Annotated in this window: 12 protein-coding genes; 11 read left to right on the top strand and 1 reads right to left on the bottom strand. The window is 42.2% G+C overall.

All coding sequences use genetic code 11. From position 1 onward, the window contains the following. From AC075J_RS12185 to AC075J_RS12165, 5 genes are all read left to right on the top strand, one after another. Nucleotides 1–937: homoserine dehydrogenase (locus AC075J_RS12185; RefSeq protein ID WP_476390365.1), on the top strand; the 937-nt coding region annotated here is incomplete at its 5' end. 163 nt (nucleotides 938–1,100) lie between these two features. Then, nucleotides 1,101–2,309: an aspartate kinase gene (locus AC075J_RS12180; RefSeq protein ID WP_062808119.1), complete on the top strand. Its 1,209-nt coding sequence runs from the start codon at nucleotides 1,101–1,103 to the stop codon at nucleotides 2,307–2,309. A 14-nt stretch (nucleotides 2,310–2,323) separates the two neighbouring features. After that, nucleotides 2,324–3,346, top strand: a complete 1,023-nt coding sequence (locus tag AC075J_RS12175) for a DUF975 family protein (RefSeq protein ID WP_476390364.1) — start codon at nucleotides 2,324–2,326, stop codon at nucleotides 3,344–3,346. A 149-nt stretch (nucleotides 3,347–3,495) separates the two neighbouring features. After that, nucleotides 3,496–4,776 carry a M20/M25/M40 family metallo-hydrolase gene (locus tag AC075J_RS12170; protein WP_476390363.1) on the top strand — a complete coding sequence of 427 codons (1,281 nt, stop codon included), beginning with the start codon at nucleotides 3,496–3,498 and terminating at the stop codon, nucleotides 4,774–4,776. Nucleotides 4,777–5,099: 323 nt separating this feature from the next. Beyond that, nucleotides 5,100–7,259 carry a Tex family protein gene (locus tag AC075J_RS12165; RefSeq protein WP_008706288.1) on the top strand — a complete coding sequence of 720 codons (2,160 nt, stop codon included), beginning with the start codon at nucleotides 5,100–5,102 and terminating at the stop codon, nucleotides 7,257–7,259. Nucleotides 7,260–7,346: 87 nt separating this feature from the next. On the opposite strand, the gene AC075J_RS12160 is transcribed toward AC075J_RS12165, so the two are convergent. Further along, the gene (locus AC075J_RS12160; RefSeq protein ID WP_008706289.1) at nucleotides 7,347–8,240 is read right to left on the bottom strand and encodes a LysR family transcriptional regulator; all 894 of its coding nucleotides are present in this window, start codon (nucleotides 8,238–8,240) and stop codon (nucleotides 7,347–7,349) included. 163 nt (nucleotides 8,241–8,403) lie between these two features. On the opposite strand from AC075J_RS12160, the gene AC075J_RS12155 reads away from it, so the two are divergent. The 6 genes from AC075J_RS12155 to AC075J_RS12130 all read left to right on the top strand — a co-directional run bounded on the left by AC075J_RS12155 (nucleotide 8,404) and on the right by AC075J_RS12130 (nucleotide 14,217). Continuing rightward, complete coding sequence (locus AC075J_RS12155; protein WP_020993651.1) at nucleotides 8,404–8,637, top strand: HPr family phosphocarrier protein; 234 nt, start codon at nucleotides 8,404–8,406, stop codon at nucleotides 8,635–8,637. A gap of 28 nt (nucleotides 8,638–8,665) precedes the next feature. Next, nucleotides 8,666–8,932 (top strand): DUF1294 domain-containing protein, encoded by a 267-nt coding sequence (locus AC075J_RS12150; protein WP_118574510.1) that lies wholly within the window; start codon nucleotides 8,666–8,668, stop codon nucleotides 8,930–8,932. 335 nt (nucleotides 8,933–9,267) lie between these two features. Then, nucleotides 9,268–10,125 (top strand): mechanosensitive ion channel family protein, encoded by an 858-nt coding sequence (locus AC075J_RS12145; RefSeq protein WP_476390362.1) that lies wholly within the window; start codon nucleotides 9,268–9,270, stop codon nucleotides 10,123–10,125. 470 nt (nucleotides 10,126–10,595) lie between these two features. Beyond that, complete coding sequence (locus tag AC075J_RS12140) at nucleotides 10,596–12,182, top strand: peptide ABC transporter substrate-binding protein (RefSeq protein ID WP_118609950.1); 1,587 nt, start codon at nucleotides 10,596–10,598, stop codon at nucleotides 12,180–12,182. A 169-nt stretch (nucleotides 12,183–12,351) separates the two neighbouring features. Then, complete coding sequence (locus AC075J_RS12135) at nucleotides 12,352–13,290, top strand: ABC transporter permease (RefSeq protein ID WP_173704153.1); 939 nt, start codon at nucleotides 12,352–12,354, stop codon at nucleotides 13,288–13,290. 3 nt (nucleotides 13,291–13,293) lie between these two features. Next, nucleotides 13,294–14,217, top strand: coding sequence for an ABC transporter permease (locus AC075J_RS12130; protein WP_173704152.1), 924 nt, complete (start codon nucleotides 13,294–13,296; stop codon nucleotides 14,215–14,217). Nucleotides 14,218–14,220 lie beyond the last annotated feature (3 nt).

The raw sequence follows: 14,220 nt of genomic DNA, 5'->3' as shown, positions 1-14,220 counted from the left end.
AAATGTCTGCACTTCCAATAAGGCTCTGGTTGCAAAGCATGGCCGCGAGCTGATGGATATTGCAAAGGAAAAGAGCATTAACTTCTTATTTGAAGCAAGCTGTGGCGGCGGAATCCCGATCATTCGTGTCATCAATTCTTCCCTTACAGGAGATGAGATTGACGAAGTAACAGGTATCCTGAACGGAACTACCAACTACATGCTTTATAAGATGAGCACAGAAGGCTGTGAATTTGACACTGTATTAAAGGAAGCACAGCAGAAGGGTTATGCAGAGGCAGATCCTACCGCCGACGTGGAAGGATACGATGCATGCCGTAAGATCGCAATCCTTTCCTCTCTTGCTTATGAGAGATATTTTGATTTTGAAGATATTTATACAGAGGGAATTACAAAGATCACACCTGAAGATATGGAGTATGCTGCAAAGCTTGGCAGAACCATCAAACTTCTTGGAACCAGCCGCAGACTGGCAGACGGAACCTGTTATGCAATGGTAGCACCGTTTATGCTCGGCCAGAACAGCCCTCTTTACAGTGTAAATGATGTGTTTAATGCAGTATTTGTACATGGAAATATGCTTGGAGATGCCATGTTCTATGGAAGCGGTGCAGGTAAACTGCCTACAGCAAGTGCTGTAGTTGGTGATATTGTGGATGCCGCAAAACATCTCCATGTTAACATTGTGACAAACTGGAACAGCACTCCGGCAGTACTGAAACCACTGGATGAAGTGACAGGAAGATTTTTTGTGAGAATTAAAAAAGAAGCAGCAGAAGAAGCGAAGAAGGTATTTGGTGATGTTGAGATCATCAGCCTGGGACAGCTTCCACAGGAATGTGCATTTATCACTGATGAAATGACACAGGGAGCATTTGAAGAGAAACTGGCTCAGATCGGAGATCAGGTACTTGCAAAGATTCGAGTTAAAGATTGATAAACTGACAGATTTCGTGTATCATATAGTGTGCCTGATAAGGTGGACACTGATACAATACTTCAGATAAATATTTGTACAGTGATTACTGTAAACAGAACAGGAAAGGGAAGATATGATAATCTTCTCTTTCCTGTAAACTTATTATGGAGGAAGTAAAACAATGTTGATTGTCAAGAAATTTGGCGGTACATCGGTTGCGAATAAAGAACGTATCTTTAATGTTGCCAACCGCTGTATAGAAGAGTACAGAAAAGGAAATGACGTGGTTGTCGTTCTGTCCGCAATGGGGAAATATACGGATGAACTGATCACTATGGCAAGGGATGTCAATGAGAAACCGCCGAAAAGAGAGATGGATATGCTCTTTACCATCGGAGAACAGATGTCTGTTGCACTGATGGCAATGGCGATGGATAAACTGGGAGTTCCTGCGGTTTCCCTGAATGCTTTTCAGGTTTCCATGCATACGACAAGCAGTCATGGAAATGCACGTTTAAAAAGAATTGATACAGAGCGTATCAGAAGAGAGCTGGACAGCAAAAAGATTGTAATAGTTACCGGCTTCCAGGGAGTTGACAAGTATGATGATTATACGACTCTTGGAAGAGGCGGTTCTGACACAACAGCGGTTGCTCTTGCGGCTGCTCTTCATGCAGATGCCTGTGAAATCTATACAGATGTAGATGGTGTTTACACAGCAGATCCGCGTAAGGTTCCGAAAGCAAGAAAGCTCAAAGAGATCACTTACGATGAAATGCTTGACCTTGCGACTCTCGGGGCAGGTGTGCTTCACAACCGTTCTGTGGAGATGGCGAAGAAATATGGCGTGCCACTTGTGGTACGTTCAAGTTTAAACAACAGTGAAGGAACTGTGGTAAAGGAGGAAGTTACAGTGGAGAGAATGTTGATCAGCGGTGTTGCGCTGGATACAGATGCAGTGAGAATTGCGGTAATCGGATTAAAGGATGAGCCGGGTGTAGCTTTTAAATTATTTGATACCCTTGCGAAGAAGAATATTAATGTAGATGTGATCCTGCAGTCTATCGGACGTGCGGGCAGAAAGGATATTTCTTTCACAGTCGATGGAAATGATCTGGATGATGCAGTTGCAGTTCTGGATGCAAATCAGGCAAGGCTTGGATTTGCAGAGCTTCATTCTGAGAGAAATATTGCGAAGCTTTCCATCGTAGGTGCAGGAATGATGAGTAATCCTGGAGTAGCAGCAAAGATGTTTGAGAGCCTCTATAATGAGGGCGTAAACATCAATATGATCTCTACATCCGAGATTCGTGTGACAGTTCTGATCAATGAAAAGGACGGCGTGCGCGCAATGAATGCAGTACATGATGCCTTTGGTCTGGCAGACTGATTTAGGAGAATTACATGACATCGAGACGTGAATTAAAAAACTATGCGAAGCAGGCCATGTCAGGAAAATATGGGATACTGATCTTGGCATTTGTTGCAGTTCAGGCACTGGCTCTGATCAGCAGCATGATATCCTCGGCTTTATTTCCGGGAGAGGAAACAATTGATATTGTGCTGTCGTATGCATTTACATTTATTCTGACTCTGCTGATCAATGTGGTAGCGGCAGGTATGAATTATATGTATCTGAATATTGCCAGAGGGAAAGTATATTCATTAAATGACCTGTTTTATTTTTACAGACATCATCCGGACAGAGTGATCGTTGCCGGATTTTTTATGGCAGTACTGAATCTGCTTACCATGCTGCCCTATACGATTTACAGTAATGCGAATCTTCCGGGTGAAGATGCTTCTGTGGAGGTGCTGATCACCTGGCTGTATACAGGTGTTGTTCTGATGATCGTTGGAATGATTGTTTATCAGATTCTGGTCATTCCTCTGGAGATGACTTATTATATTCTGGCAGATAAGCCGGAATTGAAAAGTACAGAGGCTATGAAAGAGAGTCTGGAGATGATGCATGGAAACTTCGGAAGATATCTGATGCTGAAGATAAGCTTTATCCCATTGATGTTTCTTTCTGTTTTTACATTCTATATTGCACTTTTGTGGATATTTCCATATATGGCCATGACAGAAGTAATGTTCTATCGTGATCTGACAGGGGAGCTTAAAGTGCAGAAAGAGGAAGAAGAACGTGTGGCACGAGACTATGTGAATCCTATGTTTGACAGTTATTCACAGAGTGAACAGCCACAGGAAGATCAGACGCATCCGCAGCAGTTTTGGCGTATGCCGGAAGAACCGGTTTCTTATGAAAACGAAGATGAACAGAATATTACGGACAGCACAGAAATACAGAATGTTCAGACAGATATGGATGATAAAAAAGAGCAGAATGATTCATCACCAAAAGAAGAGGAAGAAGACAACGAACCGAAACCATGGGATGAATATTTTGACAGTCTGAAATAAAAATACAGTTTACTAAATTGAAGACCTTTTTGCTATGATAAGTATTATGATATCAGGGTTAAAATACCTTTTGGCCCTGACATCATATTATCAGAAGAAAAAGGTCTTTTCTATAGCAATTCAAGAAAAGAGAAAGGGTTTTTACGATTATGAATACAAATGAGATCAGTGGAAAGCGTCAATTGGAATTTCTGGCAGATTTTGATTATATCAGAGAGGCAGGAACTGCAGGAGAAGAAAAAGCAGCAGAAAGGATTCAGAAAACTCTGGACAGTTTTGGCGTGGAGAGTCATCTGGAAGAATTTTCTTTTGATACCTTTCAGATAAAAAAAGCAAAGCTGAAAGTAACAGAGCCATACACAAAAGAATACACAGTAACCGGATATGGAAGATGCGGAAACACAGCAGAGGACGGGCTGGAAGCACCATTTGCGTATGCAGAGAACGGTGATGATATCAGCCTTGCATATGTCAGCGGAAAGATTGTCATGGTAAATGATCCGGTGAGAAAAGATATGTACCGGAAACTGGTGAAAGCCGGTGCTGTGGGATTCATCAGTATTGCAGGTTCTCCGTTAGATGAAGGCGTGGATCTGGTTCCACGTGCATACGCTCTGCCAAAGAATCTGCCGGGAGAAGAGAAAAAAGAAGCAGGAAGAGAAGCTGTCAATTATGATAACAGGATTCCTGGCGTAAGTATTCATTACAAAGATGCCATCGAACTGGTGACGAAGGGTGCATCTCAGGTATGTTTATCTGTAGAGCAGGAGACAGTAACATGTACATCCCGTAATGTAGTGGCACGTATCGAGGGGACAGATAAGGCAGAGGAAATCCTGACTCTGACTGCACATTATGATTCTGTTCCGGAGGGACCGGGGGCGTATGATAATATGTCCGGAGCAGCGATCATTATGGAACTGTGCAGATATTTCCATGCACACAGACCACGCAGAACAATGGAATTCATATGGTTTGGAGCAGAAGAGAAAGGTCTGCTGGGAAGTCAGAATTATATCAAAATTCATGAAAATGAACTTTCGGCACATCGTTTTAACATGAATGTAGATCTTGCCGGACAGCTTGTTGGCGGAACTGTGGCAGGTGTCACAGGTGATGCGTCTGTTTGCAACATGATTACATACATGGCTCATGAAATCGGTATCGGAATGTCAACGAAGAACCAAATATGGGGAAGTGATTCCAATACTTTTGCATGGAAAGGAATCCCTGCAATGACGCTGAACAGAGATGGGTTTGGCATGCATACCCGTCACGACACCATTGCACTGCTGTCAGACTGGTCACTGGAGAGAAGTGCAGTTCTGCTCGGCTATATTGCAGACAGACTGGGAAATATTGAAAGCTTTCCGTTTGAACGGAAAGTGCCGGAGGAATTTATTGCACAGCTTAATGAATATTTTGGGTAATTTACTTTTTATACGCTGTTATCCGGCGGGACTTTGACATATGTATGCCAAAATCCCGCACTTGACAAATCACTGCCAGATTGATACCCTATCACAAGAGCGTTTTTGATGATAAAAAATCAATCTGAATTCTGACAAGTGTGCCGACAAGTTGATTCTTGAAACAATCTTGCAGGATAAATTTTTTTATTTCAAGGCGGAGGAAGGAGGCGTAGCGGTGACTACGGCGACCGACGACAACGCGGAAATAAGAAATTTAGACGCAAGATTGTTCGAGAAATCAACTTGTTGGCACACAAGCAACAAGAGGAGAGAAACAAATAATGGATATTATTCAGGTAATCACACAGGAATTGAAGGTGGAGAAATGGCAGGTAGAAGCCGCAGTCAAATTAATTGACGAAGGCAACACCATCCCATTCATTTCTCGATACAGAAAAGAAGCAACAGGTTCCCTTAATGATGAGCAGCTTCGTGCACTCTTTGAGAGACTGACGTATCTGAGAAATCTGGAAGATAAGAAGAATCAGGTATTAAAGAGCATCGAAGACCAGGGCAAGCTGACTGAGGAACTGAAGAAACAGATTCTGGATGCCCAGACACTGGTTGTAGTAGAGGACTTATACAGACCATATCGCCCGAAACGTCGTACCCGTGCGACAATTGCCAAAGAGAAAGGGCTGGAACCACTGGCAGATATCATTCTTCTGCAGATGACAGACAAGCCGGTAGAAGAGGAAGCCAGGGCGTATGTCTCCGAAGAAAAGGGTGTTAAGAATGTTGCAGAAGCATTGAACGGAGCTAAAGATATTATTGCAGAGCGTATTTCCGATGAAGCAGACTATCGTATCTACATCCGTAACCTGACAACAAAGAACGGAAGTATTTCTTCCACAGCAAAGAATGCGGAAACTCAGTCTGTATATGAGATGTATTATGAATTCGAGGAGCCGGTCAGGAAACTGGCAGGACACCGTATTCTTGCGTTAAACCGTGGTGAGAAAGAGAAATTTATCACTGTTAAAGTAAATGCACCGGAGGAAGACATCCTTCGTTATTTGAATAAGAGAGTGATCAAAAAAGACAACCCGAATACAACTCCGATTCTGAAAGCAGTTGTAGAAGACAGTTACAAACGTCTGATCGGACCGGCTATCGAGCGAGAAATCCGCAGTGACCTTACTGATAAGGCAGAAGACGGCGCGATCCATGTGTTCGGCAAGAATCTGGAACAGCTTCTGATGCAGCCTCCAATCGCAGGCAAAGTAGTACTTGGATGGGACCCTGCGTTCCGTACAGGCTGTAAGCTGGCAGTTGTAGATGCAACAGGTAAAGTTCTGGATACAACAGTTGTTTATCCCACAGCTCCGACTACTGAGAAAAAGATCCGTGCTGCCAAGGATACAGTGGAAGGTATGATCGAAAAATACGGTGTATCCCTTATTTCAGTAGGAAACGGTACAGCATGTCGTGAATCCGAGCAGGTGATCGTAGATATGCTCAAAGAAATCCCGGAAAAAAAGGTGCAGTATGTTATCACAAATGAGGCAGGAGCATCTGTGTATTCTGCAAGCAAACTGGCGACAGAGGAATTCCCGAACTTTGATGTAGGACAGAGAAGTGCGGCTTCCATTGCAAGACGTGTACAGGATCCGCTTGCAGAACTGGTTAAGATCGATCCGAAATCTATCGGTGTGGGTCAGTATCAGCATGATATGAACCAGAAGAAACTGGATGAAGCATTAAGCGGCGTTGTAGAAGACAGTGTAAATAAAGTTGGTGTAGATTTAAATACAGCATCTGCATCTTTGCTTGAGTATATTTCCGGTATCAGCAAAGCAATTGCCAAAAATATCGTAGCTTACAGAGAAGAGAACGGTCAGTTTACAGACAGAAAAGAACTTCTCAAAGTAGCGAAATTAGGACCGAAGGCATTTGAACAGTGTGCAGGTTTCATGCGTATTTCCGGTGGAAAGAATCCTCTGGATGCAACAAGTGTACATCCTGAGAGCTATGAAGCAGCATCTGCACTTCTTTCAAAACTTGGATATAAGCCAAATGATGTTGTGGCAGGAAATCTCCTTGGACTTTCCCTGCAGGTAAAAGACTATAAGAAGATGGCAGCAGAACTGGGAATCGGTGAGATCACACTTCGTGATATTGTAAAGGAACTGGAGAAACCGGCCCGTGATCCTCGTGATGACATGCCGAAACCGATCCTTCGTTCAGACGTTCTTGAAATGAAAGATCTGAAAGAAGGAATGGTGCTGAAGGGAACTGTCCGTAATGTTATTGATTTCGGTGCATTTGTAGATATCGGTGTACATCAGGACGGTCTGGTGCACATTTCCGAGATGACAGAGAGATTTATCAAACATCCTCTGGAAGCGGTGAGTGTAGGGGATATCGTAGATGTAAGAGTAATCGGAGTTGATATGAAGAAAAAACGTATCAGCTTATCCATGAAAGGATTAAATAAATAACATCAATAAAACAGGGATTGCCACTGCAGACCGGATATCTGCAGGAGTGATCCCTGTTTTTTGGGGTACTGCTGTCTGCAGTAACAGTTATTCTGTTTCCCGGTGTGATGTGAGGTGTTCTTCAAGACTGCGTGCTGCAATGCTCTGTGGCCTTTTTACATTGCGGATCAGACAGATCTTTCGTTCAGGAAGAGGCTCTTCAATGGGAATCTGGACGATTTTCCCTTGAGCAATATGTTCAGCAGCAAGCTCTTCAGGGAAGAATCCGATTCCCAGGTTGTGCTGCACCATAGGGAAGATCTGGTCAGTAGTTGCCACTTCCATATCAGGTGAGAAGGGAAGGTTATGGCGCATAAAATACTGTGTATATAATTCTCTTGTACTGCTTCCGGGAGCAATCCCGATCAGAGGGATATCCTGCAGATCCTGAAGACAGTGTTTGTTGGAAGCTGTTTCCGCATATTCCTCTCCACCTATAAGGATCTCGCGGAAAGAATAGAGGGGAATTCTCTGAAGTGGTTTTTTCAGAGCGACAGGTGTGGTAACTACTGCAAAGTCTACCAGACCGTTTTCCAGTGCCTGAACTGCCTGTGGTGTGGAATGATTAGAGATTCTCAGCTTTACATGTGGATAACGGTGATGAAAGACTTCCAGTTCGTTCAGCAGGAATAAACGCAGTGCGATTTCACTGGCACCAATATTTACAAGTCCGCTTTCCAGACCTTTATCTTTGAGAAGTTCATTTTCTCCTGATACAAGCTGTTCTATTGCAATTGATACATGTTCAAAAAGTCTTTCTCCTTCAATGGTCAGCTGTACTCCGCGATTGGAACGGATAAAAAGTTTACATCCCAGCTCATTCTCCAGAATATTCATACACCGGGTAATGTTAGGCTGATTGTTTCCCATAACGTCGGCTGCTTTGGAAAAACTCTTATACTGGGCAACATAGTAAAAAATACGATAATAATCAAGAATCATGATACAGTCGGCTCCTTATGCTATATAAAAATAGAATATCTGATATAGAAAAATAACGTTTGTATATCAATGTGTGAATCAGTATAATACGACTGGGTCAAAAAATCAATATAAAAGTCCTGACAATAGGACGGAGACCAAAAGGGAAGGGAGATTACCGAATATGACAACAGCAAATAAGACAATTAAGATTAATGACGTAGAGGCAGCAAAGAAACTGGTCTGTGCGGCAGTCAGATGTCCATTTGATATTGACATTGTATCTAAAGGAAAAATTTTTATTGATGCCAAATCTATTCTCGGAGTATTAAGCCTTGATGTGGAAGAACCTCTGGAACTTAAATATGATGGTTATGATGAGGATTTTGAATCAGTGATCGCAGGTCTGGCATGTTAAGATTAAAGAAAGGAATTCGCAGGTGCAGATGACATCTACAAATCTTCTATATATTTATGTGATTATCATTAATGTAGTCACATTTTTTATCTATGGCTTGGATAAAAGCAGGGCAAAAGCCGGACAGTGGCGCATACCGGAAGCGCAGCTGATATTTCTGGCGGTGATCGGAGGGTCGGTGGGAGCTCTGGCCGGTATGAAGGTATTTCATCATAAAACAAGAAAGCCGAAATTTAAGACAGGAGTTCCGGCGATACTGATTATTCAACTAATTATTTATTTTCTGTTTTTGTGAAATGAGGGGATTATTCTGCGCTTATAGCAATCCTTATAAATAATGCATATTGATTTTAGCTCATCAGAGCGTGAAATCCTGTGTCAGTAAAGCGGATATATTGTCCGCTTTCTTTTTTTGCCCGAATAAAATTGATTGTTACAGAGAATGAGGTATGTTATGCTACTCTTATATGAGAATTGCGGGATCTGCAAAGCAGCGGAGTAATTCGCAGATATCAAGTCAGGGGGAAAGACATCTTTTAACCCTGATATTATATGAAAAGCTGCCTGTTAAATGAAAGAAGGGCAGAAAAATAATACATGACAAAAATATAAGAGAGCAGGTGGAAAATATTGGAACAGGAAATTCAGGAGGCAAAAAGTTTATATTACAGCTATAAGCAGTATTTTTCAGACTATCTTCCGGCTTTGACGAAACTGGGGCTGAAAGTAGTAATGGCATTGCTGGTATTTGTGGGCGGGCGCAAAGTGATCCAGTGGTTTGTTTCTTTCATAAAGAAGTCCATGGAGCGTGCGTCTGTAGACAAAGGTGTGATCCAGTTTACAGGGTCGCTGTTGAGAATTGTACTTTACATTTTGCTGGTATTTAGCATTGCCACTCATTTTGGTGTAAGGGAATCCTCTATTGCAGCACTGCTTGGTACTGCCGGTGTAACGGTAGGTCTTGCATTGCAGGGCGGCCTTGCAAATATCGCAGGCGGGATCATGCTTCTGATCTTCAAACCATTTCAGGTGGGGGATTATATCATTATCGCACAGCAGAATGGGTGCGAAGGAACTGTATACAAAGTAGAAATCTGTTATACAACTCTGATTTCCATAGATAACAAACACATTGTAATCCCAAATGGAACGCTGTCCGGCAGCATTATTACAAATGTAACTGCCAGAGATCTTCGTAAGCTGGAGATCAAAGTAGGAATTTCTTATGATTCAGACATTAAGAAAGCAAAAGCAATCCTGGAAGAAATCCTTCATAATGATGAAGATACGAAAGACGACCAGGGAATGGTGGTGTTTGTAGATGAGCTTGGAGAGAGTGCAGTGGTCATGGGATTAAGAGTCTGGGTGGCTACGGAGAAATACTGGCCTGCCAGGTGGCGGCTTAATGAACTGATCAAAGAAGCGTTTGATGCAAACGGAATTGAAATTCCGTACAATCAGTTACAGGTTCATGTAAAAAAAAGTTAAAAATCCGGACAGAATTATTGTAAACAATACCAAACACGATAACATATTTATGGTGAAAAATACTCAAATGATAAAAGCAAAGAGCTTTTGTTACTTGGGTATTTTTATTATGTGTTCAAACTGTAAAGCAGTTATTTGTTGCAAATCCGCGAAACATGACGAATTACGAATATTTGCCCGAACGAAAAACCTTGGAATTTGTGCAAAATATTGAAACTATATAAAGAACATAAAAAATGTAATGGTATATTTCAATAAAAAAACAAATTAAAATCAAATAAAACAATACAAAACAATTGACAATAAGAATACTATCTGATATACTTCATACAACTAAAGTAAGCAGAAAGTTATTTAAGAAACTATATGGCAGTGATTCAGTTGTAAACAGATAACAGGGCAAAGGATGAGCTGTACGGTTACAGTGACGATCTGCACAGGTTCACAGAAGTGAAAGGAGAAAAAGGAATATGAAGAAAAGAATGGCAGCGCTTATGCTCACAATGGCTATGGCAGCAGCACCGGTAAGTGCATATGCAGCAGATGCATCTCAGACACTCAGCGTAGCAGTAACCGCAGAAGTAAAAACTCTTGTACAGTGGGCTGCATCTGAAGAACAGGCATCACTGGTAAACAATCAGGCACAGGAAGGTCTTTTTCGTATGGATGAGAACAACCAGCCACAGCCGGCACTTTGCGATACTTATGACGTCAGCGATGACAAACTTACTTATACATTCCACTTAAGAGATGGTATCCAGTGGAGCAACGGAGATCCGGTAAAAGCAGGGGATTTCGTATTCTCATGGCTGAAGCAGATGAGTGCAGAAGCTACAAACGGCTACAGTTTTATTATGAATGACTACATTGTAAATGGTCAGGAATATAGCGAAGGAACAGTAGAAGCAGACGAGGTTGGTGTAAAGGCAGTAGATGATCAGACTCTGGAAGTTCAGCTTAAAAATCCGACACCATATTTCACAAACCTGTGTACAATGGCAATGTTCTTCCCTGTAAATGAAGAATTTTACAATAGTGTAGGTGACCAGTACGGTCTGACACCGGACAACATGGTTTACTGTGGACCATATGTGATCACAGAATATGATCCGGCCGTTGGTGTTACCCTTGCAAAGAATGACAATTACTGGGACAAAGACAATGTAAAAATCGAGAACGCTAAAGTTCGTGTTATGAAAGATGCTTCCGCAGCATATAACGCATACCAGTCCGGTGAACTTTCTCAGGTAGAACTGGATTCCACAAATGTTGCGGCAAATAAAGACAATCCGGAATTTTCTCAGACCGTTGATTTCCGTACCACTTATCTTCAGTTCAATCTGACAGATGATGTAGTTGGAAATGTAAATATGCGTCAGGCAATCTCCCATGCAATTGACAGAAACGCTCTGACAGAATTTGTGCTTGCAGATGGTTCTGTACCAGGGAACGGACTGGTAGCAGATGGTATGTCAGGTGACGGAGAGAAAACATTCCGTGAACTCAATGGTGATATTGCTGTATACGATGTAGATGAAGCAAAGAAATATTATGACGAAGCGTTAAAGGAGCTGGGAGAAGTAAAATCTCTGACTGTCCTGGTTGGTGATGACAGTGTATCTAAATCTGTAGCAACTTTCCTTCAGAGCGAGCTGAGCAAAAACCTTGGTCTGACTGTGGAAATTGATACAAAGACCATGCAGGGACGTGGAGAGCAGATGGACGCAAATAACTATCAGATGGGTGTTACTGCATGGGGTGCAGATTATGATGATGCCATGACATATCTTGATCTGTGGACAAACGGAACACCATACCGTGGAAATTATGTAGACGAAGAATATAATTCTCTGATTGCTGATGCCAAAACACAGACAGATGATACAAAACGTCTGGATGACATGCTTCAGGCAGAAAAGAAACTGGTAGCAGAAGACGCAGTTGTTTCTCCAATCTACCATAAGGGATCTGCAACATTAACAAAATCCAATGTGAAAAATCTGATCACACATCCGATCGGAGTTCCGATGGAATTCAAATATGCTTATTTCGAATAATCAATCAAAGAAATAATAAAGTAGATTACGAATATTTTAGGTTTACTGGCAGGTGAAAGTATCTACTTGAAATGTACAGGGCAGGCGGCGGGAATCGCTGCCTGCCTTTTGTATTCACAAACACAGTTCTGAAAAGAACGAATCTGACGAAAGAAAGGAAGGCAGACATATGGTAAAATATGTATTAAAACGTCTGGGTTATATTCTGGTAACTTTATGGATCATTATCACATGTACATTTTTCCTGATGAAAAATCTTCCCGGAACACCTTTTGATGCGGAGCGTTTCAGCATCATGACTCCTGCACAGCAGGAGAAAGTACTGGAAATGTACGGCTTAAATGATTCGGTACCGGTTCAGTATGTCAAATATATTGGAAACATGCTCCATGGGGATCTGGGAACTTCATTTACCTATGTAAATCAGGATGTTGCAAAAGTAATCGGAAGCCGTCTGGGACCATCGGCACTGATCGGACTTCAGGCAGTCCTGATCGGTCTGGCTCTGGGCTTGATTCTGGGAGTTCTGGCGGCATGGAAGCATAACAGTGGAATTGACTATTTCACAATGATTCTGGCAGTTCTGGGAGTCTCGGTTCCAAACTTCGTAGCGGCAGCCCTTCTTCAGTATTTTATTGGACTGAAATGGGGAGTTCTGCCAATTGCATTCTGGACAAGCTGGTCCTGTTCAATTCTGCCGTCCATTGCTTTATCGTTCTCAGCGACTGCACAGGTGGCACGATTTATGCGTACGGAAATGCTGGATGTTCTGGATCAGGATTATATCGTAACAGCACGTGCAAAGGGAATCAGTCAGGCGAAAGTCCTGATGAAACATGCAGTAAAGAACTCTATTATCCCGGTTGTTACAGTTCTTGGACCGATAGTGGTAAACTTACTGACTGGTTCTCTGGCTGTAGAGAACATCTTCAGTATTCCGGGAATCGGAAGTCTTTTTGTAGACTGTATCAAAGCAAATGACTATCCGGTGATCATGGGTATCACTATTTTTTATGCGGCATTTTATATGATGATTGTTTTACTGGTTGACGTTATATACTCTCTGATCGATCCGCGTATCCGTCTGGCGAGAGGAAAGGAGAACTAAAGCATGAATAACGAAATAATCAAGGACTCCATGTTCGTAAAAGCAGAGGTCGCAGCAGATGAGAAAGAGCATATCGCTGCACCGGCTTCCAGCATGATCGCAGACGCCTGGGCGAGACTGCGAAAAAACAAAGCGGCAGTAGTATCTTTATTTATTCTGATCGTCATTATCTTACTGGCGATTCTGGCACCAATTTTTTCTAAATATGATTTTGCATTTACAGATTACAGCAATGTATATTCCATGCCAACAAAAGAGCATATCTTTGGATGTGATCAGTTTGGCCGTGATTTATGGACCCGTGTATGGATGGGAACCCGAATTTCTCTGATGATTGCGCTGGTGGCAGCAGTGCTTGACCTTGTAGTAGGTGTTCTTTATGGAGCAGTTTCTGCTTTACTTGGCGGCAGAGTTGACGCAATCATGCAGCGTATTATCGAAATTCTGGTTGGTATCCCAAGTCTGATTATTGTAATTCTGTTTCTGATGGCGTTTCCAGCAGGCGTAGGAACGATCATCGCGGCACTTTCCATTACGGGATGGGTAAATATGGCACGTCTGGTACGTGCAGAAATTCTGAAACTGAAAAATCAGGAGTTTGTAATGGCTTCCCATGTCCTTGGAAGCAATAACTTCTATATTATAATGAAAGACCTGATTCCAAACACTGTAGGTATTATTGTAATTCAGGTTATGTTTACAATTCCGAGTGCGATCTTTACAGAGGCATTCTTAAGCTTTATCGGTATTGGTCTTGCAGAACCGCAGGCATCACTGGGTGTTCTGATCAATGGCGGATATCAGGTTCTTCAGAATTATCCTCATGTATTGGTCTGCCCGGCAATCGTAATCGTGCTGATTATGGTATGCTTTAGTATTCTTGGTGACGGTTTAAGAGACGCACTGGATCCGCAGATGAGAAAGTAGGTA

This window comes from Blautia sp. ZXY-1-C6, assembly GCF_056339875.1.
This window is presented reverse-complemented; position numbering and strand designations above follow the sequence as displayed.